Origin of the sequence: Loigolactobacillus binensis (assembly GCF_005405165.1) — a bacterium.
Classification (GTDB): Bacteria; Bacillota; Bacilli; order Lactobacillales; family Lactobacillaceae; genus Loigolactobacillus; species Loigolactobacillus binensis.
Map to the genome: position 1 here is coordinate 44,796 of NZ_BJDN01000004.1, position 26,678 is coordinate 71,473.

26 protein-coding genes, 1 riboswitch and 1 other annotated feature are annotated in these 26,678 nt (G+C 42.3%); of the genes, 18 read left to right on the plus strand and 8 right to left on the minus strand.

Going from position 1 to position 26,678, the window contains the following annotated elements; all coding sequences use genetic code 11:
• Positions 1–378 precede the first annotated feature (378 nt).
• The 3 genes from FFM78_RS02810 (at position 379) to FFM78_RS02820 (ending at position 1,864) form a co-directional block, all read left to right on the plus strand.
• Positions 379–585, plus strand: coding sequence for a hypothetical protein (locus FFM78_RS02810; RefSeq protein WP_137636919.1), 207 nt, complete (start codon positions 379–381; stop codon positions 583–585).
• Entirely contained in the window at positions 582–1,202 is a 621-nt protein-coding gene (locus FFM78_RS02815; protein WP_137636920.1) for a hypothetical protein, read from the plus strand. The genes FFM78_RS02810 and FFM78_RS02815 overlap by 4 nt, the downstream gene beginning before the upstream one ends.
• Positions 1,203–1,264: 62 nt before the next feature.
• On the plus strand, positions 1,265–1,864 hold the full coding sequence (locus FFM78_RS02820) for a DUF805 domain-containing protein (RefSeq protein ID WP_137636921.1): 600 nt from the start codon (positions 1,265–1,267) through the stop codon (positions 1,862–1,864).
• Here the strand turns inward: FFM78_RS02820 and FFM78_RS02825 are convergent.
• Together FFM78_RS02825 and FFM78_RS02830 are read right to left on the minus strand one after the other, a co-directional pair.
• Positions 1,850–2,728, minus strand: a complete 879-nt coding sequence (locus FFM78_RS02825; RefSeq protein WP_010011610.1) for an IS3 family transposase — start codon at positions 2,726–2,728, stop codon at positions 1,850–1,852. The genes FFM78_RS02820 and FFM78_RS02825 overlap by 15 nt on opposite strands.
• Positions 2,729–2,751: 23 nt before the next feature.
• Entirely contained in the window at positions 2,752–3,039 is a 288-nt protein-coding gene (locus FFM78_RS02830) for a transposase (RefSeq protein ID WP_003688751.1), read from the minus strand.
• Positions 3,040–3,453: 414 nt separating this feature from the next.
• Here FFM78_RS02830 and FFM78_RS02835 point away from each other — a divergent pair, with 414 nt between their 5' ends.
• From FFM78_RS02835 to FFM78_RS02865, 5 genes are all read left to right on the plus strand, one after another.
• Positions 3,454–4,488, plus strand: a complete 1,035-nt coding sequence (locus FFM78_RS02835) for an AI-2E family transporter (protein WP_137636922.1) — start codon at positions 3,454–3,456, stop codon at positions 4,486–4,488.
• A 466-nt stretch (positions 4,489–4,954) separates the two neighbouring features.
• Entirely contained in the window at positions 4,955–6,175 is a 1,221-nt protein-coding gene (locus FFM78_RS02840) for a MalY/PatB family protein (RefSeq protein ID WP_137636923.1), read from the plus strand.
• A 326-nt stretch (positions 6,176–6,501) separates the two neighbouring features.
• On the plus strand, positions 6,502–7,191 hold the full coding sequence (locus FFM78_RS02850; RefSeq protein WP_137636925.1) for a 2,3-diphosphoglycerate-dependent phosphoglycerate mutase: 690 nt from the start codon (positions 6,502–6,504) through the stop codon (positions 7,189–7,191).
• Between the two features lie 361 nt (positions 7,192–7,552).
• On the plus strand, positions 7,553–8,053 hold the full coding sequence (locus FFM78_RS02855; RefSeq protein ID WP_137636926.1) for a hypothetical protein: 501 nt from the start codon (positions 7,553–7,555) through the stop codon (positions 8,051–8,053).
• A gap of 810 nt (positions 8,054–8,863) precedes the next feature.
• On the plus strand, positions 8,864–10,255 hold the full coding sequence (locus tag FFM78_RS02865) for an amino acid permease (protein ID WP_137636927.1): 1,392 nt from the start codon (positions 8,864–8,866) through the stop codon (positions 10,253–10,255).
• A 116-nt stretch (positions 10,256–10,371) separates the two neighbouring features.
• Here FFM78_RS02865 and FFM78_RS02870 read toward each other — a convergent pair whose 3' ends face one another.
• The 3 genes from FFM78_RS02870 to FFM78_RS02880 all read right to left on the minus strand — a co-directional run bounded on the left by FFM78_RS02870 (position 10,372) and on the right by FFM78_RS02880 (position 12,810).
• Positions 10,372–11,049 carry an NADPH-dependent F420 reductase gene (locus FFM78_RS02870; protein ID WP_137636928.1) on the minus strand — a complete coding sequence of 226 codons (678 nt, stop codon included), beginning with the start codon at positions 11,047–11,049 and terminating at the stop codon, positions 10,372–10,374.
• Positions 11,046–12,101: an LLM class flavin-dependent oxidoreductase gene (locus FFM78_RS02875; protein WP_137636929.1), complete on the minus strand. Its 1,056-nt coding sequence runs from the start codon at positions 12,099–12,101 to the stop codon at positions 11,046–11,048. Before FFM78_RS02875 ends, FFM78_RS02870 begins: the two co-directional genes overlap by 4 nt.
• A gap of 118 nt (positions 12,102–12,219) precedes the next feature.
• On the minus strand, positions 12,220–12,810 hold the full coding sequence (locus FFM78_RS02880; RefSeq protein WP_137636930.1) for a GNAT family N-acetyltransferase: 591 nt from the start codon (positions 12,808–12,810) through the stop codon (positions 12,220–12,222).
• A gap of 321 nt (positions 12,811–13,131) precedes the next feature.
• Here FFM78_RS02880 and FFM78_RS02885 point away from each other — a divergent pair, with 321 nt between their 5' ends.
• The 3 genes from FFM78_RS02885 to FFM78_RS02895 all read left to right on the plus strand — a co-directional run bounded on the left by FFM78_RS02885 (position 13,132) and on the right by FFM78_RS02895 (position 16,095).
• Positions 13,132–13,395, plus strand: a complete 264-nt coding sequence (locus tag FFM78_RS02885; RefSeq protein WP_171001822.1) for a Mor transcription activator family protein — start codon at positions 13,132–13,134, stop codon at positions 13,393–13,395.
• 250 nt (positions 13,396–13,645) lie between these two features.
• Positions 13,646–15,907 (plus strand): heavy metal translocating P-type ATPase, encoded by a 2,262-nt coding sequence (locus FFM78_RS02890; RefSeq protein ID WP_137636932.1) that lies wholly within the window; start codon positions 13,646–13,648, stop codon positions 15,905–15,907.
• Complete coding sequence (locus FFM78_RS02895; RefSeq protein WP_137636933.1) at positions 15,907–16,095, plus strand: heavy-metal-associated domain-containing protein; 189 nt, start codon at positions 15,907–15,909, stop codon at positions 16,093–16,095. Before FFM78_RS02890 ends, FFM78_RS02895 begins: the two co-directional genes overlap by 1 nt.
• Positions 16,096–16,213: 118 nt before the next feature.
• Here FFM78_RS02895 and hcp read toward each other — a convergent pair whose 3' ends face one another.
• The gene (gene hcp, locus FFM78_RS02900; RefSeq protein ID WP_223876995.1) at positions 16,214–17,782 is read right to left on the minus strand and encodes a hydroxylamine reductase; all 1,569 of its coding nucleotides are present in this window, start codon (positions 17,780–17,782) and stop codon (positions 16,214–16,216) included.
• A gap of 96 nt (positions 17,783–17,878) precedes the next feature.
• On the opposite strand from hcp, the gene FFM78_RS02905 reads away from it, so the two are divergent.
• Positions 17,879–18,532 carry a Crp/Fnr family transcriptional regulator gene (locus tag FFM78_RS02905; protein ID WP_137636934.1) on the plus strand — a complete coding sequence of 218 codons (654 nt, stop codon included), beginning with the start codon at positions 17,879–17,881 and terminating at the stop codon, positions 18,530–18,532.
• Here the strand turns inward: FFM78_RS02905 and FFM78_RS02910 are convergent.
• Positions 18,529–18,939: a peptide deformylase gene (locus tag FFM78_RS02910; RefSeq protein WP_137636935.1), complete on the minus strand. Its 411-nt coding sequence runs from the start codon at positions 18,937–18,939 to the stop codon at positions 18,529–18,531. The two genes, FFM78_RS02905 and FFM78_RS02910, sit on opposite strands and share 4 nt — an antisense overlap.
• A 179-nt stretch (positions 18,940–19,118) precedes the next feature.
• Positions 19,119–19,354: a binding site (T-box leader), on the plus strand.
• A 60-nt stretch (positions 19,355–19,414) separates the two neighbouring features.
• On the opposite strand from FFM78_RS02910, the gene FFM78_RS02915 reads away from it, so the two are divergent.
• Together FFM78_RS02915 and FFM78_RS02920 are read left to right on the plus strand one after the other, a co-directional pair.
• Complete coding sequence (locus tag FFM78_RS02915; RefSeq protein WP_137636936.1) at positions 19,415–20,530, plus strand: 5-methyltetrahydropteroyltriglutamate--homocysteine S-methyltransferase; 1,116 nt, start codon at positions 19,415–19,417, stop codon at positions 20,528–20,530.
• A 218-nt stretch (positions 20,531–20,748) separates the two neighbouring features.
• The gene (locus FFM78_RS02920) at positions 20,749–21,066 is read left to right on the plus strand and encodes a DMT family transporter (protein WP_137636937.1); all 318 of its coding nucleotides are present in this window, start codon (positions 20,749–20,751) and stop codon (positions 21,064–21,066) included.
• A 197-nt stretch (positions 21,067–21,263) separates the two neighbouring features.
• Here the strand turns inward: FFM78_RS02920 and FFM78_RS02925 are convergent, their stop codons facing one another.
• Positions 21,264–22,241: a choloylglycine hydrolase family protein gene (locus FFM78_RS02925; RefSeq protein ID WP_137636938.1), complete on the minus strand. Its 978-nt coding sequence runs from the start codon at positions 22,239–22,241 to the stop codon at positions 21,264–21,266.
• Between the two features lie 165 nt (positions 22,242–22,406).
• Between FFM78_RS02925 and FFM78_RS02930 the strand changes: the two genes are divergently transcribed.
• The 4 genes from FFM78_RS02930 (at position 22,407) to ribA (ending at position 26,678) form a co-directional block, all read left to right on the plus strand.
• A complete protein-coding gene (locus FFM78_RS02930; protein ID WP_137636939.1) occupies positions 22,407–23,315 on the plus strand; it encodes a magnesium transporter CorA family protein in 909 nt (302 codons plus the stop codon).
• Between the two features lie 227 nt (positions 23,316–23,542).
• Positions 23,543–23,679, plus strand: a riboswitch (FMN riboswitch).
• A gap of 127 nt (positions 23,680–23,806) precedes the next feature.
• The gene (ribD, locus tag FFM78_RS02935; RefSeq protein WP_306438914.1) at positions 23,807–24,868 is read left to right on the plus strand and encodes a bifunctional diaminohydroxyphosphoribosylaminopyrimidine deaminase/5-amino-6-(5-phosphoribosylamino)uracil reductase RibD; all 1,062 of its coding nucleotides are present in this window, start codon (positions 23,807–23,809) and stop codon (positions 24,866–24,868) included.
• A gap of 2 nt (positions 24,869–24,870) precedes the next feature.
• Positions 24,871–25,473, plus strand: coding sequence for a riboflavin synthase (ribE, locus tag FFM78_RS02940; RefSeq protein ID WP_137636940.1), 603 nt, complete (start codon positions 24,871–24,873; stop codon positions 25,471–25,473).
• The gene (gene ribA, locus FFM78_RS02945) at positions 25,470–26,678 is read left to right on the plus strand and encodes a GTP cyclohydrolase II (protein WP_137636941.1); all 1,209 of its coding nucleotides are present in this window, start codon (positions 25,470–25,472) and stop codon (positions 26,676–26,678) included. Before ribE ends, ribA begins: the two co-directional genes overlap by 4 nt.

Here is a 26,678-nt window from a genome sequence, read left to right on the forward strand (position 1 = left end):
GCGGAAATAAAATAGCTAATTTTTTGAATTAATGAACAGAAAAATGAATTATTTGCTAGTGTAAGTGAAAGTGTTTTGCGGTATTATAATATAAAAATTATTAACGCTTTATGTAAGAAGAGGAAGATTATCTGGCTGGCCCATTACCGTTTTAACTGAGCAACGATAAGGTAGCTAGATAATGAATTTGGTACTTGCTCGGGGTTATGGTCTTTTAGACCAATTATTTGGTAGCAAACGATTAAATTAGTCGTAGATTATATGATTGGTAAACGCGATTGTGCTCAGCGAAGCTTATTATTCTTTAGAGGTTCGTTTCCAGAGATAATCATTCATTAATCAGATATTTAAGAAAAATAAAGGAACGGGGTAAAAATAATGTCAGTGAATAAGTTTTCAACTGATCTGCCAACTTTACGGAAGCAACTTGAACAAGTTTTACCTAAGCCACACGTGTTAAAACACGCATTGGATATGGAATCAATTATCGCTGATCTAATAACGATAATCGTCTGGTTAGGTATTTTAGTTATAGCTGTTATCATACTGTTTCAAGGCTTTTTATTTTTTGGCTTTCTGGAGTGAACGAAACTAGTATCGGCGGCTACTTAGGTGCGCTTTACCTGCTAGCAGGTGCGTTGATCAGCAAGCCAGTTTCGCTGTTGTGGGTGGCGGCGTTACTGATTAAATTGGGCTTTGATTGGCGGCGGGCGTTTCTTGCGCGGCATTTATTGATTGAGTTTCAACGCAAACCGGCCACATTGCAAGTCGGAGTTGCTTACCCAATTAATGCTGAAGAGGCCGTTATTATTCGCCAAAATGATTTTAGCGCCTCTTTTACTCAAGCATTAAACCGCTTGTCCAAAAAACAGCAACAACAATGGCAGCAGCTGACGCAACAACCTACTAAAGGTAGCTGGGGTGATCGCAAAGCAACTGGATATGATGCGGTGGCAATGGCGAAGTTTATTCAGATTAATTTTCCTGTTGATTTTGTTTTTGTTGAAGTACTACTACAGCAATTTTCAAAACCATTTTATTGGCCCGTTCAGTCAAAAATAGATGGTGTAGTTTTCTATTTTCAAAAGGGACGCCGGCGCTATCATTTATTGCATAATTTTTCTATTGCTGGCACTAGGAATAAGAATAGTATGAGCTGGTTAGCACGTGTATTCTTCCGGCAAAAACACCAGCATATTTAAAGTTGATAAGTTAAAGTGCTTGGCTTGCCCGGGCTAAATACAGTAGAAAAGAAGTGTAAGTGATGAAGTCAACAAAGCAAAAATTAACCTTAAAAGAAATCAAAACGACATATGCTATCTTTTGGCGCAGTTATGTTAAATTTAAAGGGATAACAGGTAGACGTGTGTATACGATTACGTGGTTGATTAACTTTTTGATCAGCATTATTTTAGGAGCTTTAGTTTATGCTTCCTTTGTGGCAATATTTTTAAATAATTCGGCGGCCCCAACAATCTTCTTTATAGCAGTTGTTCTGCTGGCTATTTGGGGAATTGGTTGTTTTCTACCTCAGCTGGCGCTGACTATCCGGCGATTACGTGATATTGGTCTTTCGTTTTGGTGGTATATTGCTAAGCTTATAGTGGTTAGTATATTTCATAATGGTTTATTCAGTTGGCTGATCGAGCTGGCCTTTTTGACCATTATGTTTTTGCCCAGTCAGCTATTTGGTCATAGGCAAATTACACCGGCAGTAGAACAGCAAACTAGTCATGATGATGCAAGCCTTGTTGAAGATTCGCAGCCCAGTTCTAGTTCCGATGAGTCAACAACTACTACCTGGTCCCCTGTCAATAAAATAGACAATTTAAATAGAGACTTTTTTGTCCTATGCCACGACTAAATTTTGAATTTGAGTTTGATACTCATCTTCAAGTTGCTTTGGTGATTTGAATCCACAGTGACTGTGAATTCTAACTGTGTTGTAAAACGTTTCAATGTACTGAAAAACTAGTCGTTTAGCTTCGGAGTATGAATGGATTTTAAACCGATTTATCCATTCACGCTTAATCAAGGCATGAAACGACTCAATGCAGGCATTATCCCAAGGATAAGCTTTCTTTGAATAGCTTAATGTCATGTTAGCTGTAACTTGATTGTAAGCTTCAGACGTAAACTGACTACCACGATCACTGTGCATGATTAATGGCTTGCTAATATGGCGACTGTGCTTAGTCTTTTCAATAAGTGGGATGACATTCGATACCTCCAAGGTTTCAGATAAGTCCCAACCAATGATCCGTCGGGAGTACAAGTCCATAATACTGGTTAAATAAACGAATCCGTCATGAACTGGAATATAAGTGGTGTCAATGCACCAAACGGCGTTTGGTCGCAATGGATTGAACTGCTCGTCTAAAATATTTATTAGCTGTTTATCAAACTTAGAATTGCGAGTGGTAGTCGTCCAAGGGGTTAGGTAAACGGCGTGAATGCCAAGTTCACGCATATACTTACCAACAGTTCGTTCAGCGATCTTATATCCTTTTGAGCGAAGTTCTTGGGTGATTTTGCCGGCACCGTAAATACAAAGGCTTTTGAGCCAAATTGCTTTAATTTCACCTTGAATAAACTTCTTCCGAAGCTTTCGCGGTGATTGGTGATTATGACGCTTTTCTCGTTGATAGTAACCACTTCTTGAGATTCCAACATAATCACACATACCATTGATGGAAGGGTGGGATTCCAAAGCGTGCTGAACGTCCATTTCTTGGTATACCTTTTCGGTAGTTACTTGCTCAGAATCCCGATTGATTTTTTTAACACTTCGATCGCTCCTTCAGCGTCACGAAGTTGACGCTTTAGTCGTGCAATCTCCTTGTCCTTATCGCTGGCAAAATTACCAGAGCCACGGCCAAACTCCCCAGTCTCAGTAAACAGCTTAATCCATTTATGTAATGTACTAGCCCCAATACCTAGATTCTTACTTATTTCATTCATGGTCATGTGATCCTTGTTATCTAAGTAATACTGAACGGCCTGTTCCTTAAATTCCTTGTCATAACTGTGCTTCGTCATTATTTGATCCTCCAATTTACTTCCTTAATTATACTAAATCAGAGTCTCTATTTAACTTGTACACTTTTTATTCTAGGCCCAACCAACGATCCTACAGAGTTGGATGAGTGACGTAATTAAAAGTGAACGTCCACTGGTTGAAACTATGTTGGCATTGTACTTGACTAAGTAGCGCCGAATGTTAATTTGAACAATTATTATATTTAGCGACCATCATTTTAATCTATGCCAATTAGATAATTAGTTTTTTTACGACTTTTAAAGGGTTACTAATTGCGCTATCAAAGTGATACGGACTTGATATTAATGAGCTCCAGTAAAATAATGACGGTATACAAGTATGCAGGTACGAACATTTCTGTTCGCATCCCGGCCCGGTTTCTTGTACAATTGCCAGTAAGGATGTGATGTTAGGTGTCACTTTGGAAAAAATTTTTGGCAAACGTGGAGTTGCGGCGGATTGTTGTATTATTACTGATCATAACGGTACTCTTTTTAGCACGAAGCATAATGAGCATTATTTTATTAACGTTTATTTTTACTTTTTTGGTGTTGCAGTTGGTGAAATTTGTGCAACGGTGGATCAAGATTCCGGCAGCACTGATCGTGGTCGTCGTTTACGCATTGACGATCTTTCTACTGTATTCGGCGATTACTAAATATTTGCCAGTCATCGCGGCCCAAACGGTTAAAATGGTTGATTCAGTGTATAAATTCTATCAGAAGCCTGATTACAATACTAATCAAGTCTTTAAATGGCTTAACAGTTACATTAAAACGTCTGATTTGATGCATCAATTTAAAGGTGGGATTACGGTTGCCCTTAATTATTTGACTAGTATTGGGACCATGGGCATCACTTTCTTCTTATCCCTGATTCTCAGCTTCTTTTTTACCGTGGAAAGTCAGCGAATGTTCAAGTTTTCGCGACTATTTCTCACTAGCCGCTACGCCTGGTTCTTCCAAGACATTTATTATTTTGCCCAGAAGTTTGTTAATACTTTTGGTGTGGTGATCGAGGCTCAAGTTTTTATAGCGTTGACTAACACGATTTTGACGACAATTTTTCTAGGCTTCATGAGGATGCCACAGTTACCAAGCTTGGCGATCATGGTCTTCTTATTGAGCATGATCCCCGTTGCCGGTGTGATTATTTCGTGTATTCCGTTGGCGTTGATCGGTTATTCGGTTGGTGGAATTCAGTACGTGGCTTACATTTTAGTGTTGATCTTACTGATCCACACTTTAGAAACCTACGTCTTAAACCCGCAATTCATGGCAAGCCGAACTAAATTGCCAATTTTCTATACGTTTGTCGTCCTTTTGATTGGTGAACGACTTTTCGGAACTTGGGGCCTGATCGTGGGAATTCCGATTTTCACTTTCTTCTTGGACATTCTTGGCGTTAAGTCAATTTCCGCTAAAAAATTAAAAAGCGCTAAGAATTGACTTCTGCTGAGATTTGACCTATGATAATGACTAATCAATAAAAAAGCGTTGACGAGAAGAGTAGTTTAACTGATTTTTCAGCGAGCCTGGTCAAGTGGAAACAGGTAAAATTAAGTTAGATGAAGATGAACTCTGAGCTGGTGTGGGTCCAAGTGGGCTACACATCCGGATTTGCAAACGTTAAGTTGCAGCACATTAATGATGTGGCAAAGGCTGTTATTGCGAAGTAACAGCAAATTTAGGTGGTAACACGAAAGCAAAACTCTCGTCCTAGTACAAAATTGTACAGGCGGGAGTTTTTTTATTACGCTATTTGTCTCGTATGGGATTAAACGTAAACGTGTTTATCAAGAAAGCTTGTTTTTCCGTTTAGTCACATTTGCCAGGATTTCTTACCGGTAAATGTAGCTAATGCCTAAAACACGAGTGGTTTGATAAACACGCCTTTGAAAGGATGGTCGTTAAAATGAAATTAACAACAGCGGAATTTATTGAAAAATATGCAGTTAAACGGACAGGTACCAACTCATTGAAGTGGGATGCGTTGGATCAACGTTATGGTGATCCGGATTTAATTGCAATGTGGGTCGCTGATATGGAATTTCAGGTCCCTGAAGCGGTGACAACGGCCTTAACGGAGCGCGTTAATCATGGTGTATATGGTTACTCCTATACCCCAGATTCCTACTATGAAGCGTACTTTAATTGGATGAAACAACGACACAACATTAAGTTGGAAAAAGACTGGCTCCGTTTCGATAACGGCGTGGTCAACTCTATTTATGGTTTAGTCAATACGTTCACTAAACCGCAAGATGCAGTTATGATCTTGACGCCAGTTTATTACCCATTCCATAATGCTGTCTTAGATAATCATCGTCAGTTGATCACTTCAGAACTGATCAATAAGGCTGGTCATTACGAAATTGATTTTGCTGATGTTGAAGCGAAGATCGTGGCGAACAAGGTCAAATTATTGATTCAATGTTCACCGCACAATCCTGTGGGCCGAGTATGGACCGAAGCCGAGTTAAAACAATTATTGGAAATTTGTCATCGCCATCATGTTTTGGTGGTTTCCGATGAAATTCATCAGGATATTATTATCGGTCAGCAGCCATTTGTTTCCGCATTAACAGTGGCGCACGGACGTTACCGCAACGGCCTGATTGTAGTGACGGCACCTTCAAAATCATTTAATTTGGCCGCAATGCTTAATTCTCACGTGATCATTCCCAGTGAAGAATTGCGTGAACGCTACGATAAGATCCATCAACAGATCAATCAAACTGAGGTCAGTGCCTTAGGTCAAGTAGCAGCGGAAGCGGCCTACCGTGATGGTGGGGACTGGCTGGATCAGGTTCTGGAGGTAGTTCGAAGTAATTACAAGTATTTACGTGATGAATTAGCCGCTAAAGTGCCAGCGATCAAAGTGGCCGATCTCGAAGGGACTTACCTTGCTTGGTTGGATCTCCGCGCAGTGGTTCCCATTGATCTAACGAAAGAATTTATTCAAGATGACTGCCACTTAGCCGTTGATTTTGGCCAATGGTTCAGTAAAAATGATGCTGGTTTCGTGCGTTTGAATCTGGCCACCGACCCTAAATTTGTCCACGCCGCTGTTGCCAACATTATTACCAGTTTGACTAAAATTAATGAAACACGCGCCATAAGCGCAACAGAATAAAACCAAAAATACCACCAAGAAAAATAACGCCCAGCCCGCCATGTAAAATGGAGAGGCTGGCGTTTTGGTTAATGGCCGCGCGTAATGATGCACTAGTGGCGTAAATGATGAAGTAAAGCAAGCTAAGCGTCCAAATAAGATAACTAACTTTTCGCAAAAGATCGATCTCCTTAAAAGCTGATTTTACTTTCAGTCTACGGGAAGTTAAGGGCGAATTAAAGTTATTTTTGAAAAAGGTCATTGAAAAAGCGCTACCAAATTAGATTTTTTGATCTAAGCAGTGTACAATGAATAAGAAATAAACTTAAAAGTGAGGTAGTCACCACATGGCTAAATTAGTTTTTATCCGTCACGGTCAAAGTGAATGGAACCTGTCCAACCAATTTACTGGTTGGGTCGACGTTGATTTAAGCGAAGAAGGCGTACGCCAAGCCCAAAACGCTGGTGCTTTATTGAAAAAAGAAGGCATCGAGTTTGATCAAGCTTACACTTCAGTATTGACACGTGCCATCAAGACTTTGCATTACGCATTGGAAGGTGCTGGCCAATTATGGATCCCAGAAATGAAGACATGGCGTTTAAACGAACGTCATTACGGCGCATTACAAGGCTTGAACAAGAAAGAAACCGCTGAAAAATACGGTGACGATCAAGTTCATATCTGGCGTCGTTCGTACGATACTTTGCCACCATTGTTGGATGCAAGTGATGCCGGTTCAGCAGCACAAGATCGTCGTTATGCTGACTTAGACCCACGTGCTATTCCAGGCGGCGAAAACTTAAAAGTTACTTTGGAACGGGTTATCCCATTCTGGGAAGACGAAATTGCGCCTAAATTATTAGACGGCAAAAACGTCATCATCGCCGCTCATGGTAACTCACTACGCGCTTTGACGAAGTACATTGAAAACATCTCTGATGCTGACATCATGGACGTTGAAATGGCAACTGGCGAACCAGTTGTTTACGACTTGGACGCTAAGTTAAACGTGGTTAGCAAGAAGAAATTAAACTAGTAATTGCTATGAAATAGGCATTCTCCTTTTATGGGAGAATGCCTATTTTTGTGGCTTTAGTCAAACGAACGTTATTTGAGCACTGCATATTAAACTTTCTGCGATTTGCTGGGGGAATTGCCGTGGTTGAATTTTTTATGTGCAATAGGTTCTATTTTAATCTGTCATCTTTATCGTTTTCTCCAATAAAGTATTAACTATATTAGTGAAATATTTTATGTAATGTCATGTTACAATGACTTAATTAGTGTTTACCCCAGCAAGTCATCTTTTTGGTTAGTTTGGACGTCGTTATTTTGTTCTGGTCTTTGCTTACCAATTTTCTTGGTGACAATTAATAAAGAGAAAGCAGGCTTTGTCTATGTTGCGTACGCTCGTTTTTGTTCTATATTTTATTGATTTTATCTATATTGTGATCAACTTAGTCCGTAATGCTAAAACTAATCGAATGTTTAAAACAGCAGGCTTGACTGGGCGCCAACGGTTCGTTAATCAGTCACACAAACAAGCTTATTTAGCTGATAAGTCAGCACGCTATTATCAATTGACTCGCGTATTTACGGTATGCTTTTTGTTGCTAGTTATCGATATAGCTTTGTTGTTCAATGCTTATTTGACGGATAGTGTGGCAGGACCTATTTTCACGTTGTTGCTGTTTATATTGGCGATTATGTTCTTTGTGGCGATTATGCGGCGAGCAAATATTATTGAGGAGTTGTGGCAACAGGCCACAGCAGAACAGCGGGAGGCGTATCATGTAAAGCTACGCTCGCCCGAGCAACGTCAGCAATTTTTACATCTACATGCAGCAATGATCAGTTGCTGTGGTCTAGGGCTATTATACTTTTTGCTAGGAATATGATGGATGCATTAAGCTAGTGTTTTTATAAAAACAGGCATGCTCTTTAAAGGGAGATGCCTATTTTATATAGTAACTAATTTTCAGAAAATTCTTATAAAATAGTATAACTCCGGCTAGGCGTTACAGATATTGGTTGAAAAAGGCAGTCAATTTTTTCATTGTCGGCGCAACTGCTTTTGGCTGGTTGTACAGGTCATAATGTGAAATACTTTTCAGCACAGTCAGTTCCTTTGCCGTAGAACCGGCACGGTTGTAAACCCCGTGGCCGAATCTATATGAACCAAAAATTTAGTCAAGGGTCTAATTGATCATTGCTAGTTAAATCAGGACGCCACAACGCTTTCGTTTATTGCTTATGGTATTATGGGCGTTGTCGAAGCGTTTGTTACCAGTAAGATCAAGTAAACGCTCCAGAAGATGGTCGTCCAGCTGGGAGCAGTAAAACAAGTCGCACTGGGCAAGTCAGTGTGAATGAATTATCATAGATTTAACATGTGCATTTGTGGCCGTTATGAGCGGTGACTTAGATAATTATTATGCTTTAACGGCATAATATACATAATAGATTTAAATTTAAGGTGTTGTTGGCGACTAGTTTTGCTGGCGCAATTTATTTATCATAAACTTACTGGCTAGTTTAGCGTGACCACCAAGCAACAAATGTTGATCATGGGTATCAATGAGTGCAATCATTCTGCACTTTTTTGTTAGTTCAACTATTTAAAATCAGCACTGTATAAGTTATTTGACTAGACTGTTAATAAGTTTAGCTAAGGCTTTACTAAATTCGGAACTTATCTGGAGGCAAAAATGAAACAAAAAATAGAACAGACGCCGGGATTACGCCGTTCAATGACAGCTAATCAAATGGAAATGATCTCCTTAGGCGGTGCGATCGGCGTCGGTCTTTTTATGGGCGCGACTTCAACGATCAAGTGGACTGGGCCGTCAGTGATTTTGGCGTATATGTTTGTGGGGTTGATCCTTTATATTGTTATGCGTGCGCTAGGCGAAATGATTTATATTAATCCAGGTACCGGGTCGTTTGCTGATTATGCGACCGAATATGTGCACCCGTTAGCTGGCTATCTGGCTAAGTGGGCGAATGTTTTTGAATACATCGTTGTGGGGATGTCCGAAGTGGTGGCTGCAACCGAATATTTGAAGTATTGGTGGCCGCATACCAACGCTTTTATTGCTGGTATCATTATCATTTTATTTTTAGTTGTGGCTAATTTGGCCAGCGCCAAGGCCTATGGGTCATTGGAATTTTGGTTTGCGATGATCAAAGTTGTGACGATCATTATGATGATTGTTTTAGGCTTGGCCATTATTTTTCTAGGTTGGGGCAATGGCGGCCAGCCCGTTGGTTTGAGCAATCTTTGGCGGCATGGTGGTTTCTTTACGGGTGGCGTTCAAGGCTTTTTCTTTTCAATGTCAATTATTGTTGGTTCTTATCAAGGCATTGAATTGCTAGGAATTTCGGCCGGAGAAGTAGCGAATCCGCAAAAAGCCATTGTTAAATCAGTTAAATCGGTTCTTTTTCGAATCTTGATTTTTTATGTTGGGGCTATTTTTGTGATCGTGACAATTTATCCCTGGAATCAGTTAAGTAGCATTGGTTCACCATTTGTTTCTACCTTTGCAAAGGTTGGGATTACTGCCGCCGCTTCAGTGATCAATTTTGTCGTTTTGACCGCCGCACTTTCTGGTGCTAATTCTGGGATCTATTCTTCCAGTCGTATGCTGTTTAAGCTGGCACATGAAGGGGATGCTCCTAAGTTGCTAGGACGTTTGTCTAAACGAATTGTACCGGATGCGGCCATTTTAGGTATTTCCGGTGGCATACTGTTAGGCTTTATCGTCGATACCGTTGCTTCGATTTATAGCAAGTCCACCGCCAACCTGTTTGTCGTTGTTTTCAGTTCTTCAGTTTTGCCGGGAATGGTGCCGTGGTTTGTCATTTTGTTGGCCGAACTGCGTTTTCGACGGGGCAATGCTAAAATGATGGTGACGCATCCTTTTAAACTACCACTTTATCCAATGACTAATTATTTTGCATTAGTCATGTTGTTGGTGATCGTGGTATTTATGTTCATCAATCCGGATACGCGAATATCGGTACTCGTTGGGGCGGCCGTTTTGCTATTGGCTGCCATCGTCTATTTAGTGCGGCATCGACGGGAACCGAAGATAAACTAACTTATTCTTTGATCGGGAATATAAACGACAACTTTAAAATAAGCTAAAAAACCGCTACGAATTAATTGGTTGTTACCTAACGCTTAATTCATAACGGTTTTTAATTGGTTTTAATGTTACTTTGCGGCAGTAATTTTTTTGCCGAATTCAGTTTGGTCAAAATGATCGATGGTATGTTTTAGCGTTTGGTAGTCGAGACTAGCACCAAACAAAGGACTACCGGGTTCAGTCATGATCCCAGCGGCAATGTTATAGTGAATCACTTGATCAAAACCTAGCGTATCAACAAAATGTGCGACGTCATCAACGGCAGTATGGTCATTACCAGTGACAAACAAAGCTTTGCGGCGGGGATCACCCTGGGGTCGGGCGTCTTCTTGCAAGTTATGGTAGCCCATGTGGTTGAATGTTTTAACGATCGTACTGTCCTTAAAGTAAGCCTGGACTTGTTCACTGGAAGTTGAATCAGGCGCCAGAACCTCCTCGCGAATGCCATCGGTTTCCCACCAGTAGTTCATGGCGTCGATAACAAGCTTATCCGTGAGTAACGTGGCCGCGATATTCTTATAACGACTTAAAGGCAGCGCCAAAATAACAATATCACTGTTGGCCACTACTTCGTCATTTTCAGCGGCAATAACACCGGGCACTAGCATTTTGATCGTTAGCGCAATTTTATCAACTGTTCCGGAGCCGGAGATCCGTACTTCATAACCGGCGTTTAATGCTAGACCGGCAAGCGTGATACCAACTTTACCGGCGCCTAAAATACCGACACGTTTGATCGTCATTATTTAGCCACCGCCTTCGCCTGTAAAATTTCTTTGACGCGGGGAATGACTTTTGTGGCGTAAAGCTCGATCATTCTTTCTCGCTGTGCTGCCGTTTGATTACCAGCACCATAAACTAAATCAAAACGGCCAAGGTCTAACAAGTCAATGGTTCGTGCAATACGTTGCGCCACAGTTTCAGGATTGCCAACGTAAAAAGAGCCAACTTTAGTTTCGTTGTCGAATTGCTCACGGCTCATTGGTGCCCAACCGCGGGTAAGGCCGATCCGATCAAAATTGGCCTTGATATTTTTAAAGGCAACTTCAACGGCCTCAGCCCCATTATCCGCAATAAAACCGTGTGAATGAACAGCGACGGGATAGACCGGCATGTTTAACTGTTTAGCGGCCTCGTGGTAAAGATCAAGGTATGGTTTGAAACGATCAGCTTGGCCACCAATGATCGCTAGGATCACTTTATAGCCAGAGCGGGCAGCGCGAATAATTGATTCCGGTGAGCCACCAATACCGATATAAGTTTCTAATTCGCCATGTTCTGTTTTAGGGTATACTTCTTGATTCTTTAATGCGGCGCGGAATTTGCCCGACCATGTTACCGGTTTTTCTTGGCGTAATTGGCCGTATAGTTCTAATTTTTCGTTGAAAAGATCGTCATAGTCGGTTAGGTCGTAACCGAATAAGGGGAAAGATTCAGTAAAGGAACCGCGACCAAGCATCACTTGCGCGCGCCCGTTAGATAAACCATCAAGTGTTGCAAACCGTTCATAGACGCGCACAGGATCATCAGAACTTAAAACGGTCACTGCAGTTGCTAATTTGATTTGTTTAGTTACTGCAGCGATTGCGGCTAATACAGTTTCTGGGCTAGAAACACTGTAGTCCGGTCGATGATGTTCACCGACACCGATCACATTGATTCCGTACTGATCAGCAATTTTACCTTCGTAGATAATTTGGCGGATCGATTCTGCCGCTGATTTTAGACTGCCATCTTCATTTGCCACAATATCTCCGAAAGTTTCAATTCCAAATTCTAATTTTGCCACGTTGACCATAAGATTTGCCTCCATTCGATTACTTACTTTTAGTAAGTTAGTGGCATAATGATATGCTATTTTCGCTGGGAATGCAATCTTTTTTGACTGAAATAATTTAATTTTTGTGGCAACATTATTAACGCTTAGTATACTGCATATAAAGATAAAAATTAAAACCACTACGTTTCGCGTGCGGTTCAGGGATTTTTTTAAATACTTGGTAGCCTAATTTTTCATAAAGGCGTAATGCTTTAAGATTTGAATCAGCGACCTCCAATACGTAAGTCGTATAGTCGGTATTGGCATGAATATACTGAATAATTTTTGTGGCCACACCGCGTCCACGAGAGCGGCCAGCGGTGGCCACAAATTCGATTGTGCCCATTCCTGGCGTAATTGTGAATGGGTATGGTTTATCTTCAAATTCACGTTTTAAAATTTGGTAGGCAACTGTTCCTCGAAGTAAGCCTAAATGGCGGCGAAATTCATGTGATTGTAATTTAATCGAAGGTACGCTTCCGTCGGTACAAGCCGCAAAACCTAAAACAACGTTATCTTCGGTCGCCGCATAGAAGGTTTTAGGATTAAAAATATGGGTGAATGTCCGCGTCAGTTTAGTTTTGTCTTTTGAAAAAAATTTTAGCCATTCATAAAAGCCTTCAACAAAAATGGCACTGATATCAGGTCGAAGATCACGTTTAATGGTGCTAATTTTATTAATTTGCATCACAATTATCCTTTGCTGTTGGGGTAAGTGTTGTGGTCAAATAGAGTAACTTTTTAATTAGCATAGCATCTTTGCCGGCACCCGTATATGAAAAGACATAGCGCACTGCGATCCGTAATATTATTCATGCTTGATTGGTTTGCTAGGGCAATTTAAACTGGATAAGTCAAGCTAACTAGCAGTTTTTTTAAAACACATCGTGTATACTAACGTTAAGTTATGAATGCATAATAGCATGCTTTAAAACATTCTTTTTTGCACGTACGGCACAGTTTTAAAAACAAGCATAATTTGATAATATTTTTCATAGGAGGTGGAACTTTGGCAGATAAGATTAAAGTGACAGCACTTCATCAATCGTATAAACGACTAAGCGAGATAATTGGGGTCGATGCAATGTTAAAGGTCTACAACGAGTATCGGGGTACTCAATTTCAATATCCAATGCGGCTCTATGACCGGGAAGCAGTCAGCAAGTTGATCTGCAAAGAATATGATGGTAGTAATTTGCGTGAACTTTCGCAACGCTATGGGTATTCGCAACGTTGGATGAAGGCGCAACTCAATAAGAATAATGTAAAATAATACTTAGTGTTGATGGTGCTCTCATCGACACTTTTTTGATGCGGTTAAATTTAGTAAAATAACCGTTGACAAATGTAATCGGAGTGCTAAAATTGGTTTAACGATTACAAATGTAAACATGATAAAAACTATTTTTGCTATTTATTAAAAGGCGATTAGGCTGAGTAATGGTAACGCTAACGAAATGGAGGAGTGATGATGAATAAATTAATGCAGCAACGGTTAAAAGTAATGAAAGGAGGTGAGATTTATGGCAGCTGAACAGTTCAAAATTGAGGGCATGGTTTGCGCTAGTTGTGCGCAAACGATTGAACATGCTGTCAGCAAATTGCCTGGTGTTGCTGAAGCCAACGTTAATTTGGCCGCTGAGCGGATGCAAGTGAAGTTTGCTGGTCAGGCGCTAGCACCAACGGAAATTATTCAGGCGGTGGTCAATGCAGGCTATGGTGCCGAGCTGGCTAAAGAATTGACGCAAGAAAACGTTGAGGCCGAGCGGGATGAAAAGGTCGATAAGTTGACACATCAGCGGAATGCGATGATTGGTGCATTGATCGGTGCCGCAGTTTTAATGTATGTTGCTATGGCAGGGGATTTTAATTTACCGACTTTCCACGTCATCAATCCGATGATGGCGCCGGTAACGGCGGCCATTGCGGAAATGATCTTGGCGTTGCCGGTTTTATGGTTAGGCCGCGATTATTTACTCAAAGGTGCGAAGACCTTGTTTAAAGGGCATCCCAATATGGATTCACTCGTTTTCGTTGGGACGGGCACCGCTTTTCTCTATAGCTTAGTCAATACAGTGATCATGATCGTGACTCAAGTTCGGCAACCCTTGTACTTTGAAGCTAGCGGGACGATCTTAGCTTTGATCATGTTAGGCAAGTATTTTGAAGCCTTATCTAAACAGAAAACTACAACTTCGATGACTGCATTATTGACTTTGGTGCCTAAAATGGCCGACCGTGTTAATTCTGATGGTAGCGTGCAGTCAGTACCAGTCAAACGGCTGGCAGTTGGTGACACGATCCTAGTTAAATCTGGCCAGACCATTCCAGTTGATGGTAAAGTGTTAACTGGTCAAACGACAGTGGATGAATCAATGTTAACTGGCGAAAGTCTACCGATTACCAAATTAAGTGGTGACCGTGTGATCGGCGGTAGCACGAACAAAAATGGCCAAATTACTTACCAAGCGACCCACGTTGGTAGTGATACTGCATTGGCACATATTGTCAAATTAGTTTCTGATGCCCAAGGTTCAAAGGCACCGATCGCTCGGCTAGCTGATAAAATTTCTGGCGTTTTCGTACCGGTAATTATGGGAATTGCGGTGGTTGGCGGTTTGGCATGGCTGATCAGTGGGCAAACGCTAGCGTTTTCATTGACGATCTTTGTTTCCGTCTTGGTGATCGCTTGTCCATGCGCTTTAGGATTAGCAACACCAACAGCGATCATGGTAGGCACTGGTCTAGGTGCTAAACACGGCGTGTTGTTTAAAAATGGTGCGGCTCTGGAGCAATTAGCGCAATTAGATACCGTTGTTTTAGATAAAACGGGAACGATCACACAAGGCCAGCCACAAGTGACTGATGTATTGACGGCGGCAACCAGTGATCGGGCTGAAGTGCTACAATTAGCCGCAAGTTTGGAATATTATTCTGATCATCCTTTGGCCAGTGCGGTGATCGACGCTGCAGACACACAACGACAAAGCGTCACTGATTTTGCCACCTTACCTGGTTTAGGCGTTAGTGGTGTGATCGCTGGGCAAACGATCGCTTTAGGTAATCAAAAATTAATGCAACAGCAAGAAACGGCTACCAGTGAGCTGTTCACACAGGCTGCTACATTGAGTACTGCCGGTAAAACATTGATTTATGTAGCTAAAGCTGATCAGGTGATCGGTGTGATCGGGGTCACTGACCCAATTAAAGCAGATAGTCCGGCGGCAATTCGACGGCTGCAAGCCCTAGGCGTTACGGTTGTCATGCTGACTGGCGATAATCGGCCAACTGCAGAAGCCATTGCCCAGCAAGCGGGTATTAAGCAAGTGATCAGCGATGTGTTGCCAGAAGGTAAGGCAGCGGCAATCAAAACGTTACAAGAGCAGGGGCATAAAGTTGCTATGGTTGGTGATGGGATCAACGATGCGCCAGCGTTGGTTCAAGCTGAAATTGGTGTGGCCATCGGTAATGGGACGGATGTCGCGGTTGATTCTGCAGAAGTGATCTTAATGAATTCAGATTTAAGTTCATTGGTCACTGCGCGAGAATTAAGTCATAAAACCATGACTAATATCAAAGAAAACTTGTTCTGGGCATTCTTCTACAATGTGTTAGGTATTCCAGTAGCTTTAGGTCTGTTATACTTATTTGGTGGGCCGTTGCTCAACCCGATGATCGCAGCTGGCGCCATGGGCTTCAGTTCGGTTACCGTTGTGCTAAATGCACTACGATTGAATCGTTTCAAAGTTAAAAGTTTCAAACAACCAGAAGGGAAGTTATCATAATGAAAAAAATTGCAGTAAAAGGCATGATGTGCCAAGGTTGCGCCGATACAGTTACTGAAAAATTAAGTAGCGTTGTTAATAATGTCACCGTTGACTTAGATAAGAAAACCGCAACCTTCGATGGTGAAGCTAGTATCGACCAGTTAAACGCTACTTTAGCGGATACACCATATAGCGTTGCTGAATAGTTAGCCTCTGTTTGAAGTATGTCCGACCTTGATGCCGCGACGTACTTTTTATTTTGCGCAAAAAAATACCCTACCATTACTGACTTGTCAACGGTAGGGTATTTGGTTTATGCTTAACTTACATTTGTGGCGTTAAGATCCGAGCTAGATCAGCTTTAGCGGTGGAAATTGGCGTTAAAGCAAAGTTTTCCTTTAGATAGTCTAAAATGTGTGGTGAAACGAAGGCGGGTAACGTTGGGCCTAAGTAAATGTTTTTGATACCTAAGGCTAATAGCGTTAATAGTACACTGACTGCCTTTTGCTCGTACCAAGATAAAACAATATCCAATGGTAGGTCGTTGACTTCACAGTCAAATGCATCGGCTAGTGCTAATGCTACCTTGATGGCGGAATAAGCATCGTTACATTGGCCCATGTCCATCATTCGTGGTAAGCCGGCAACAGTACCTAAATTCATATCGTTGAAGCGATATTTACCGCAGGCACAAGTTAAGATCAAGGTGTTTTCTGGTGAATCTTCAACAAATTGCGTGTAGTAGTTACGACCAACTCGGGCACCGTCACAGCCACCCACTAAGATAATGTGTTTCAGGTCGCCATCTTTAACGGCCTTAACAACAGTATCAGCGTGGTCAAGAACAAATTTGTGACCAAAACCAGTGGTGACAGTATGACCACCGTTGATCCCCGTCATTTCTTGTGGTTCAGTGTAGCCACCAAGTTCTAGGGCCTGATCGATCAAGGGGCTGAAGTCCTTATCAGCGCCAATGTGAACCATGTCTGGATAGCCGACAACGGAGGTCGTGTAGACACGGTCGTGGTAGGTTTTACCAACGGGCATGATGCAGTTAGTGGTGAAGAGGATCGGTGCTGGAATACGCTTGAATTCTTTTTGCTGGTTTTGCCAAGCAGTCCCAAAGTTACCTTTGAGTTGTGGGTAGGCTTTTAATTCAGGATAACCATGTGCTGGTAACATTTCACCATGAGTATAAACGTTGATGCCTTTGCCGGCAGTTTGTTCTAATAATTGTTTCAAATCGTACAGATCATGACCTGAAATAACGATAAAAGGACCCGGTTCAATGGTTAATGGAACTTCGGTTGGCTGCGGGTTACCGTAGACTTCGGTATTAGCTTGATCTAGAACCTTCATTGCAGTGAAATTGACCTTACCAGTTTTCATCGTAAGTGCCAGTAATTCTTCTTGACTAGCATTATCGTTGCCAAGAGTGCGCAATGCGTTAAGGAAGAAGTTATCAACGGTGGCATCAATATAGCCTAAAACGGCTGCTTGATGTGCATAAGCCGCCATTCCTTTCAGGCCTAGCAGCGTCAAAGTCTTCAAAGAACGAATATCCTCGTTTTCGGCATGCCAGATCTTATTCATGTCATAAATTTCAACATCGGTGGCGGCGGCTTCCACCTTATCTAAAATGGCCTGGATCGCCGGGTCATCGAAGTTGACGTTGGTTAAAGTGGTAAATAAGCCATCTAAAACTAATCTTGCTAAGGGGTCACTGGTGGAACCAGCAGGAACAACTTTGGCCAGGCCGATCAAAGCACCGATCAGGTCATCTTGTAAGTTGGCCGTCTCGACGGTTTTACCGCAGACGCCGCCGTGTTCACAAGCGATACCTTGCATTGTTTGTTCACATTGAAAGCAGAACATTGATTGTTTAACTACCATATCGATCACCTTTCATTACTGTCTTGGGTTTACATCAAAATGATAGCGCTTTTAAATAGATAAAGCGGTTGGATTTCCAACGGAATAGGAGAAAGTATGCAACGATTCTATCCAGTTATTTTACAGTCACCATTATTTGATCAGGTTACCGCACAACAGTTACCGGCTTTATTGGCCGTTGCGCGGCCGCGTTTAAAAAAATTTGCTGCTGGTAGTTGTATTTGGCGTGCCGGTGAAAATACAGCCAGTATCGGTTTAGTTTGTGCTGGGCAAGCACAGATCATTAAGGAAAACGCTAAAGGTAATCGCTTGATCGTCGCCACAGTGACGGCCGCTGATATTTTTGGTGAAGCCTATGCCTATGCTGCACCGAAAGCTTTACCTGTTTCCGTTGAAGTTGTCAGTGCCGCCACCGTTTTATTTTTTCAGCCGCAATCAATGTTGGCATTAATGGCGTTACCAGCAGGTCCACAAGTGATGCGCAACTTATTGCAGATCTTGGCGCAGAAGAGCCTATTATTAAATCAAAAAGTTGAAATTTTAGCTCAGCGGCGAATTGCTGATAAAGTGTTGGCCTATCTACGTTTAGAACAGCAGCGGCAGCAGACTAACCCGATTTTGTTACCTTATAATCGCCAAGAAATGGCTGATTATTTAGGTGTGGAACGTTCAGCACTATCGGCGGCCCTAGGTGAAATGAAACAGGCTGCCTTGATCGATTACCATAAAAATCAGTTCACCTTACTTTAAATTAAGATACCTTCACAGTGATCAATCTCATGCTGTATGATCTGGGCGATCCAACCGGAAAATACTTGTTGCTGAGCGTTAAAATTTTGGTCGGTGTATTTAACAGTGATCTGTTGATAGCGGGTGGTACTGCGCTGACCAGTTAAGGATAAGCAACCTTCTTCAGTGGTAAAGGCGCCGCTTTTTTTAGTGATCACTGGGTTGACTAGGGGCACTGCTAGCGGACCCATTTGGCAAACAATAATGCGCTTATTAACGCCGATCATGTTGGCCGCCATACCGACACAATTAGCGGCATTGGCGGTGAGTGTGTCTAATAGATTAGTGATCACAGGTGTGTCGGCTTTTGTTGCCAAGACGGCTTTTTGGGCGAGAAAAGTGGGATCGTGTACGATTGGTTGTTGCATAATAAGAACCTCCGTTAAATTTAACTAGCAATCAAATTATTATAGTGGCTTCGCTAAACTGACGCAAGTTAGGTTAATACTAGTTAAGCTAATGATCAGTATTAAGAGCAGCCAGCTGTTGGCGGGAAATCTTGACAATTTTTAGAATTAACATTAGAATATAATTAGAATTAAATGAAAACAGAGCAATGAAAAGATGAGTAGTTATTAGTTTACTTACAGAGAGACCACGGAAGGGTGCAAGTGATCAGTGCTGATGATGAAGATGGTCTTGGAGTGATTTTCAGTTGAGTGGTTAAATGAGACTGATTTGGTAGCGCCCATTAACGCGTTAAGTACATTATGTACTTGTTAAGTTGTTTAGTGTGAACTGAGCAAAAATTAAGGTGGTAACGCGCTGATAGTCGTCCTTGGAATTTATTTCCAAGGATTTTTTTGTTTCTGATTTCAAATATAAGCATAGGGAGCGAACCAAATGACAACTGCAGTAAAAAATAAATTTCCATATCGGTATGATGAAGTCGGTAGCCTGTTACGGCCAGAGGCTTTAAAACAGGCACGAACCGATTTTAAGGCTAAAAAAATTACGGCTACTGCTTTTCACGAAGTTGAAGATGAACAGGTCCAGCGGATCATCAATAAACAAGTTGAATTAGGGTTTAAGGCGGTTACCGATGGTGAATTTCGGCGTAGCTGGTGGCATTTAGATTTCTTTGCTGGTTTTAATGGTGCGCATTTCTTTGAACCAGAAAAAGGTTTCACTTTTCATGGTTTAGAAACGCGTAAAGGCGGGATCAAAATTACCGACAAGCTAACTTATAACCCGGACCATCCTTTTTTTGCTGATTTCACTAAATTCAAAGCGGCAGTTCCGGCAGGGATCACAGCTAAACAAACGATTCCTAGTCCCTCAGTTTTCTTTCCTAACGAAGCCGCAGAAATTTTTGATCAACATTATCATGATTTTGCTGCTTTTTTAGCCGACCTGATCGCGGCTTATCAACAAAGTGTTCAGCATCTTTATGATCTCGGGTGTCGCTATTTACAGATCGACGATACTTCTTGGGGGATGTGGGCCAGTTTTTCTAAAGAAACGATCAACCCTGATCTGAAGCCATTATGTGAAGCCGCCGTTAAAGCGATCAACGCCATTGCGGACAATAAGCCGGCTGATTTAACGTTGACGATGCATGTTTGCCGCGGCAATTACGCGTCAACTTGGGCAGGTGCCGGTGCTTATGATCCTGTGGCCGATTATTTGGCCCAACTACACATCGACGGTTTCTTTTTGGAGTACGATGACGAACGTTCTGGTGGGTTCGAACCGTTAGCTAAGATTGCCGCAAACGGGCGGCAACAACGGGTCGTATTAGGTTTAGTGACCTCAAAAAGGCCTGCACTGGAGGCGCAAGCGGTTTTGGTGCAGCGAATTCAAGAAGCTAGCCAGTATGTACCGTTGGCGGATCTTTGCTTGTCTTCCCAATGCGGGTTTGCGTCCACTGAAGAAGGTAATCATCTCACTGAAACCGAACAATGGGCTAAATTAGAACTGGTGCGTGATACTGCCCAAAAAGTGTGGGCTGATGATTAGACGCCCGTTCAATCGAATTTTGAGTAGCCAACAAACTGTGTTATAATCAGCTAACAGTAAATCAAAGCAATCTCCTGCCACCGGGTAGGTATCAACAGCGTTAACATTCCGTTAGGTCAAGTCGGAATGTTAGGGCTGTTTTTGTTTTTTTTGCTAGTTATTCACCTATGACTGCTTGTGCTTTTAACAGCGTGGCGGTTGAGTAAGGAGGAAATATTTTGGCCTGGATAGATTTGATTATTGCCGGTTTGTTTGAAACGCTGTGGGCAACGACGTTAAAATTAAGTCAGGGATTTCAAAAATTAGACTACACATTGTATACCATTGTCGGTATGGGCCTAAGCTTTTGGCTATTGGCCAAAGCAATCAAAACTTTGCCGTTAGGGATCGCATATCCAGTTTGGACCGGGATCGGCGCAGTAGGTACGATTATTTTAGGCGTTGTCTTTTTTGGTGATCGGTTAGCCCCATTAACTTGGGTATTTGTTGGTCTTTTATTGATCAGTATTATTGGAATTAAAATAACGGTGCCTTAAGTAGAATTAAAAATGAAAGTGGCAACGGTAAATTAAATAAAGTAATGGCGCCAGTAAAAGTAGTTTAGTTACTTTTATTGGCGCCATTTATTTGCTGATTTGAAAGCCTAAAGAATTGGAAGCGAACTATTTAAGTGACCAACTCGGTTTTATTCACGCGGTATTTAGCCAATTAAACCGAACTGGGTCTAGATCGTTTAGTTTAATGACTCCACCGTGAATTCATCCGGAACCGAATACAGGCGTGGTTCGTGCCAGGTCAGCATTTCTGGCGTTAACTGTAATTTAACGATGTTGCCGCGATGGTAGGATTGAAAATAATAACACCGACTTTCGGCTACAGTAGCGGCACGGTAAACAGAAAAGGTTTGTTGGTGCGCCGAGCTGCGCGGGACACTGACACTGTCTAGCAAATGCCAGCTAGCGATGATGGCAGCAGCCTCGTCAGCAGGTTGGTCAGCACGTTCCTTCAAGTAAGCAGCGCGAATAAAACGAGCACTGGGGGAATAGGCGCCTGGTGGAATTGCCTTACCGGCCAAATTACCAGTGGTGACTTTGACTGTATTTAACGGTACTGTGCCGGCTTTAAAGGCTGGGGTGAACGTCACATATTTTTCCAGTTGCGTGAGCTGCCGTTCAAAATGAGGACTGTTAGTGACGATTCCCAGTGGATTTTCAATGACCCGCATCGGCATTTGCGTTGGTTCAATGAGCACAATTCGACCAGTAGGATCCGTTAAAGCAAAATGTAATTCAGGTTTGCCGTATTTAGTATCACTAAAGGTATCCGCCATCAATTCAATTTCTGCTAGATGATCTTCTACATCTAAGACTGATTTAAAGTGGCCTAACAACCAGAAAACAAACTCAAAGGGAGCTAGTTGAATTTTAGCCGGATTACGTTGATGCACAGCCTGAGCGCCATTGGTAAAGGTAAGTTTTTGTGCCGATAACCCTGCTTCATTGACGCCATCGGAGACATCTACCCGACCTTGCTTAATGCTGCCGCCACCGATAATAGCGTAGGAATTGATGTGGGTGCGATGATCAAAGGCCGATTGCCAAGTAAAATGGCGGGGCACAAATAATGGTGAATTTTCTAGTGTTGGCCAATCCATTGTGCGTGCCAAAACATGGACGCCGTTTTTGGCAATTTGAAAAATACTGGTACACATACAGGTCACTCGTTTCCCATTAAATTAAGTCCAATTAGTTCTAGCAACAACGGTAGCACAGATTGCCGTTAACTGCAGTTAATTTGACTAGCAAATCGTTTACCACAGGTGCAATATGTTAAGATAGTAGGGCTAAAGCAAGTAAGCGTAAAGGAAGGCATCTCGATGATTCATTCAAAGATAACGACGGCGGATTACAGTTGGATCCGCACGGAAAGGCTGACCCCGACGGAATGTACGCAATTACAACAGGATTATGGTTTGACTGCAGAAATGATCACTTATGTAACTGATAAAGATGAAAGCCCCAATTATGTCTATGATTCTGATACTGCGGATGAATTATTTATCGTTCATGTGCCGTACATTATCAAGCAGGAGCAATTACGCTATATTACTCGACCGATCAGCTTTATTATTCATGACCATACCTTGTTTACATTCAATGAAAGTGGGCTGGATTGGGTGGAGCAGATCTTCAATCAGGTCCAGAAGAATTCGGCGGTGCAAGCCGCGGATCAATTTATTTTACAAACTCTTTTTGCCTTGATGGATAGCTATATCGCAATCGTTAAAGCGATCACGAAAAAGCGGAATCAATTGGATAAGTCCTTGAATAAGGAGGCCAAGAATGCTGACTTGATCGCACTATCGTATTTGCGACAAACACTGACTTTCTTCTTAAGTGCAGTTAAGTTTAATTTGAATTTATTGCATCATCTGCCCCGAACACATTTCGGCCTGGCAATTGGTCCAGCAAAGCAAGAAGTGTTGGAAGACGTTACTATTGAAGCAGAACAGGTCCAGTGGATGATCGATATTGAGACGCAGGTAGTGGACCGTATTGGTGATACTTTTGATAGTATTGTGAACAATAACTTGAATGATACTATGAAGTTGCTCACGATTTGGTCGTTGACCATGGCGGTGCCGACGATCATCACTGGTTTTTTTGGAATGAACGTTCATTTACCACTAGCTAAATTAGGCGGTGCTTGGTTGCTTACAATTGCGGTTTCAGTGGTTTTGATCGTATGGTTGCTGATCGGGTTGAAACTGCATCATAAATTATGAGCCACTGACTAAAGTGTAAACAAGTAAAGCAGTTTTGGCGAACAGAGCTACTTTTGCTGTTGATCGACTAAAATTTCGGTTGTTTATTGTGCGAAGAAAATTATCGTTCTAGTATTATTTAGTGCAATATTAGCTATAATTTCTTACTAAAAACAACTAAATTTTTTTTGAAAAAGATGGTTGCGTTTTCTAAAAGGCGGTAGTAAGATAAAAATTGAAAACTGAATAGATTTCTTCGGGGCAGGGTGAAACTCCCGACCGACGGTAACAACGTTAAGTTGAAGTCCGTGACCCACGTTTTTTAGTGGTTGACCCAGTGCGAGTCTGGGACCGACAGTTATAGTCTGGATGGGAGAAGAAATACAATAACTATTTCGTACCTTAGGTTTAGTCTATTTATCTGGCTAACCATTCTCGTATGAAACCTTATTTAGCTTATTAATTAATGGGGCCCCGCATTTATTTGCGGGGTCCCTTTTTATTATCGTGAGGTGGATAAGATTTTCAGTGATAAAGAGTATTTAGCTTTGGCCGTAACTGAAGCCAAAAAAGGCGCTAAGCGGACGTGGCAAAACCCGTTGGTTGGCGCAGTGATCGTGCGTGACGGCCAAATCTTGGCTACCGGTTATCATCATCAATTTGGTCGGCAACACGCTGAGATCAATGCGTTAAGTCATTTGGCTGATCTGAAACAAGCACAGGGAGCCACGATGTATGTGACTTTGGAACCTTGTTGTCATACTGGTAAAACACCGCCTTGTGCCAAACGCTTGGTGGCCGTGGGAATCAAACGCGTTGTGATCGGCCAATTAGATCCCAATCCGATTGTTAGCGGCAAAGGGGTCGCGTTGTTGCAGGCAGGTGGAGTTGAAGTTGTCATTGCCGATTATCCAATGACGATCAATCAGGCCTATAACTTCTTCTACCGGCAACAACGGCCACTGGTCACCGTGAAATACGCGATGTCGTTAGACGGTAAGATCAATTACCGGACTGGTGAACGAACTTTATTGACTGGGGAGGCGGCTTGGCAGGATAGCCAAAAATTGCGGGCAACGCAACAGGCTATTTTGATCGGTGAGCATACCTTGCAGGTTGATGATCCGCAATTGACCGTGCGACAACAGATTTTAATTTTTCCACCGGTACGCGTGGTCGTGGTACGGGATGTTAATCAGCTTAGCCCAGATCTAGCACTTTTTCAGACTAGCGCCCCAATTTGGCTACTCAGTCAAACGCAATTACAACAGACTTTGCCGCAGCAAGTGACGGTTTTTGTCCGTCGTGAATGGACGCCACAGGCGATCATTGCCTTGTTGACAAAAAAAGGGATCCAGTCGCTGCTGGTTGAAGGTGGCAGTCGTTTACAGGCCGATTTTATCAGTCAAAATTTAGTCGATAAATTAGTTGTTTATGTCGCACCGAAAATTCTAGGGGGGCAGGGGTTACCGGCAGTAAGTGGTCCGGCGCTGCCAGAATTGATCGATTTTAAACGATTCACGTACCAAGCAGTCGGTGCTGATCTGCGTATCAGCAGCCAACGGGAGGGTTAATGATGTTCACAGGAATTATTAAAGACATTGGCACGGTGGCCAACATCGTGAAAAAACAAGAAACTGAAGTTCTGACGATCAAAACTATTTTGTTACGCCAAGGTGGCTATCATTTAGGTGACAGCATTGCTATCAATGGGACTTGTCTAACGGCAACGGCAGTGACGGCCGATACATTTTCGGTTGATGTGATGCCAGAAACATACAAACGGACGAATCTAGGAACTTTAAAGGTAGGCAGTCAAGTTGATCTGGAGCCGGCATTAGGTGTGTCCGAAAAATTAGATGGTCATTTTGTATTGGGGCACGTGGACACCACCACTAAAATGATCAAGCGGCAACTTAATCAAAACGCAATTGTGTTGACTTTTGCGACGCCACCGGCTTACGCCAAATATTTAGTGGAAAAAGGTTCAGTGGCTTTGGACGGCGTTAGTTTAACCTTAGCTAAGGCGGATGCCCATAGCTTCACTGTCAGTTTGATTCCTTACACTCAGGCCAACACGATCATCGAAAACAAGCATGTTGGTGATATTGTCAACGTGGAAACGGATATTTTAGGTAAATACATTGTTCAGTTAGCGAAAGGGAGCGCCGTCGCATGAAGGAAGAATTAATTAATAAAATTGAAGCCGCAATTACAGAATTAAAGCAAGGCCATTTGATCATCATCGCTGATTCAACGGATCGAGAAGCTGAAGGCGATATGATGGGCTTGGCCGAATATGTTTCACCAGCGAACGTCAACCAAATGGTCAACAAAGCGCGCGGATTATTATGCGTACCGATGGATCGTTCTTACGCCACGCGGTTAGGGCTACACAAGATGGTGACTGATGATACTGATGCATTTGGCACGGCCTTTACCATCAGTACCGATGCTAAAACAACGACTACCGGTATTTCTGCCTTCGACCGTGCGGATACGATCAAGCAATTAGCCAAAAGTGACAGTCATTCTGATCAATTTTATCATCCAGGTCATATTTTCCCGTTGATCTCCCGCGATAACGGGGTTTTGGAGCGAACGGGCCATACTGAAGCAGCCGTTGATCTGGCTAAAATTGCGCAGACAACGCCGGTGGCCTATATTTGTGAAATTCTGAAAAAAGATGGCACAATGGCGCGTCGTAAAGATTTAAAGGCCTTCGCTGAAGGTAGCCAAATGATGATGATCACCGTTGATGAAATCATTGCTTATCGACAGTTAAAGGACGAATTGACTGTACTACCAGCAGTCAAGTTGCCGACCCAATACGGTGATTTTAAATTGGAAGCTTTTACTGAAGATGAAAGTAAGGAACCAGCCTTGCTGATCTCTAAAGGAGATTTGACTGGCACTGAACCAGTATTGTTACGGCTACATTCGGAATGCTTGACCGGCGACGTATTCAAATCCCAACGCTGCGATTGTGGTGCGCAGCTGGAACAAGCGTTACAGAAGATTGAGGCCGCCGGCCGCGGTGCGGTTTTGTATTTACGGCAAGAAGGGCGGGGCATCGGTCTGCTTAACAAGTTAAAGGCTTATCAATTACAAGAACATGGTTACGATACTGTAGAAGCTAATACTAAACTAGGTTTTGCGGCGGATCAACGGGACTACGTTTTAGCGGCGCGGATCTTACAGAAAAAGGGCATTGATCAAATTAAATTAATGACTAACAATCCAGATAAGATCAGCCAGTTAACTGATCTAGGCATTACTGTGACGGAGCGGGTACCGTTGGAAATCCCAGCAACTGCTTATGATCGCAAGTATTTAGCGACTAAAAAAACTAAGTTCCATCATTTATTACGGGAGGTCAACTAA

Excerpts from the sequence above, each read along its gene's own strand:
- ribA (WP_137636941.1), top strand. The coding sequence starts at position 25,470 with ATGAAGGAAGAATTAATTAATAAAATTGAAGCCGCAATTACAGAATTA.
- FFM78_RS02910 (WP_137636935.1), bottom strand. The coding sequence starts at position 18,939 with ATGCAACAACCAATCGTACACGATCCCACTTTTCTCGCCCAAAAAGCC.
- FFM78_RS02915 (WP_137636936.1), top strand. The coding sequence starts at position 19,415 with ATGACAACTGCAGTAAAAAATAAATTTCCATATCGGTATGATGAAGTC.
- FFM78_RS02865 (WP_137636927.1), top strand. The coding sequence starts at position 8,864 with ATGAAACAAAAAATAGAACAGACGCCGGGATTACGCCGTTCAATGACA.
- FFM78_RS02890 (WP_137636932.1), top strand. The coding sequence starts at position 13,646 with ATGGCAGCTGAACAGTTCAAAATTGAGGGCATGGTTTGCGCTAGTTGT.
- FFM78_RS02880 (WP_137636930.1), bottom strand. The coding sequence starts at position 12,810 with ATGCAAATTAATAAAATTAGCACCATTAAACGTGATCTTCGACCTGAT.
- ribE (WP_137636940.1), top strand. The coding sequence starts at position 24,871 with ATGTTCACAGGAATTATTAAAGACATTGGCACGGTGGCCAACATCGTG.
- FFM78_RS02875 (WP_137636929.1), bottom strand. The coding sequence starts at position 12,101 with ATGGTCAACGTGGCAAAATTAGAATTTGGAATTGAAACTTTCGGAGAT.
- FFM78_RS02830 (WP_003688751.1), bottom strand. The coding sequence starts at position 3,039 with ATGACGAAGCACAGTTATGACAAGGAATTTAAGGAACAGGCCGTTCAG.
- FFM78_RS02925 (WP_137636938.1), bottom strand. The coding sequence starts at position 22,241 with ATGTGTACCAGTATTTTTCAAATTGCCAAAAACGGCGTCCATGTTTTG.
- hcp (WP_223876995.1), bottom strand. The coding sequence starts at position 17,782 with ATGGTAGTTAAACAATCAATGTTCTGCTTTCAATGTGAACAAACAATG.
- FFM78_RS02825 (WP_010011610.1), bottom strand. The coding sequence starts at position 2,728 with ATGGACGTTCAGCACGCTTTGGAATCCCACCCTTCCATCAATGGTATG.
- FFM78_RS02840 (WP_137636923.1), top strand. The coding sequence starts at position 4,955 with ATGAAATTAACAACAGCGGAATTTATTGAAAAATATGCAGTTAAACGG.
- FFM78_RS02905 (WP_137636934.1), top strand. The coding sequence starts at position 17,879 with ATGCAACGATTCTATCCAGTTATTTTACAGTCACCATTATTTGATCAG.
- FFM78_RS02895 (WP_137636933.1), top strand. The coding sequence starts at position 15,907 with ATGAAAAAAATTGCAGTAAAAGGCATGATGTGCCAAGGTTGCGCCGAT.
- FFM78_RS02820 (WP_137636921.1), top strand. The coding sequence starts at position 1,265 with ATGAAGTCAACAAAGCAAAAATTAACCTTAAAAGAAATCAAAACGACA.
- FFM78_RS02930 (WP_137636939.1), top strand. The coding sequence starts at position 22,407 with ATGATTCATTCAAAGATAACGACGGCGGATTACAGTTGGATCCGCACG.
- FFM78_RS02850 (WP_137636925.1), top strand. The coding sequence starts at position 6,502 with ATGGCTAAATTAGTTTTTATCCGTCACGGTCAAAGTGAATGGAACCTG.
- FFM78_RS02855 (WP_137636926.1), top strand. The coding sequence starts at position 7,553 with ATGTTGCGTACGCTCGTTTTTGTTCTATATTTTATTGATTTTATCTAT.
- FFM78_RS02810 (WP_137636919.1), top strand. The coding sequence starts at position 379 with ATGTCAGTGAATAAGTTTTCAACTGATCTGCCAACTTTACGGAAGCAA.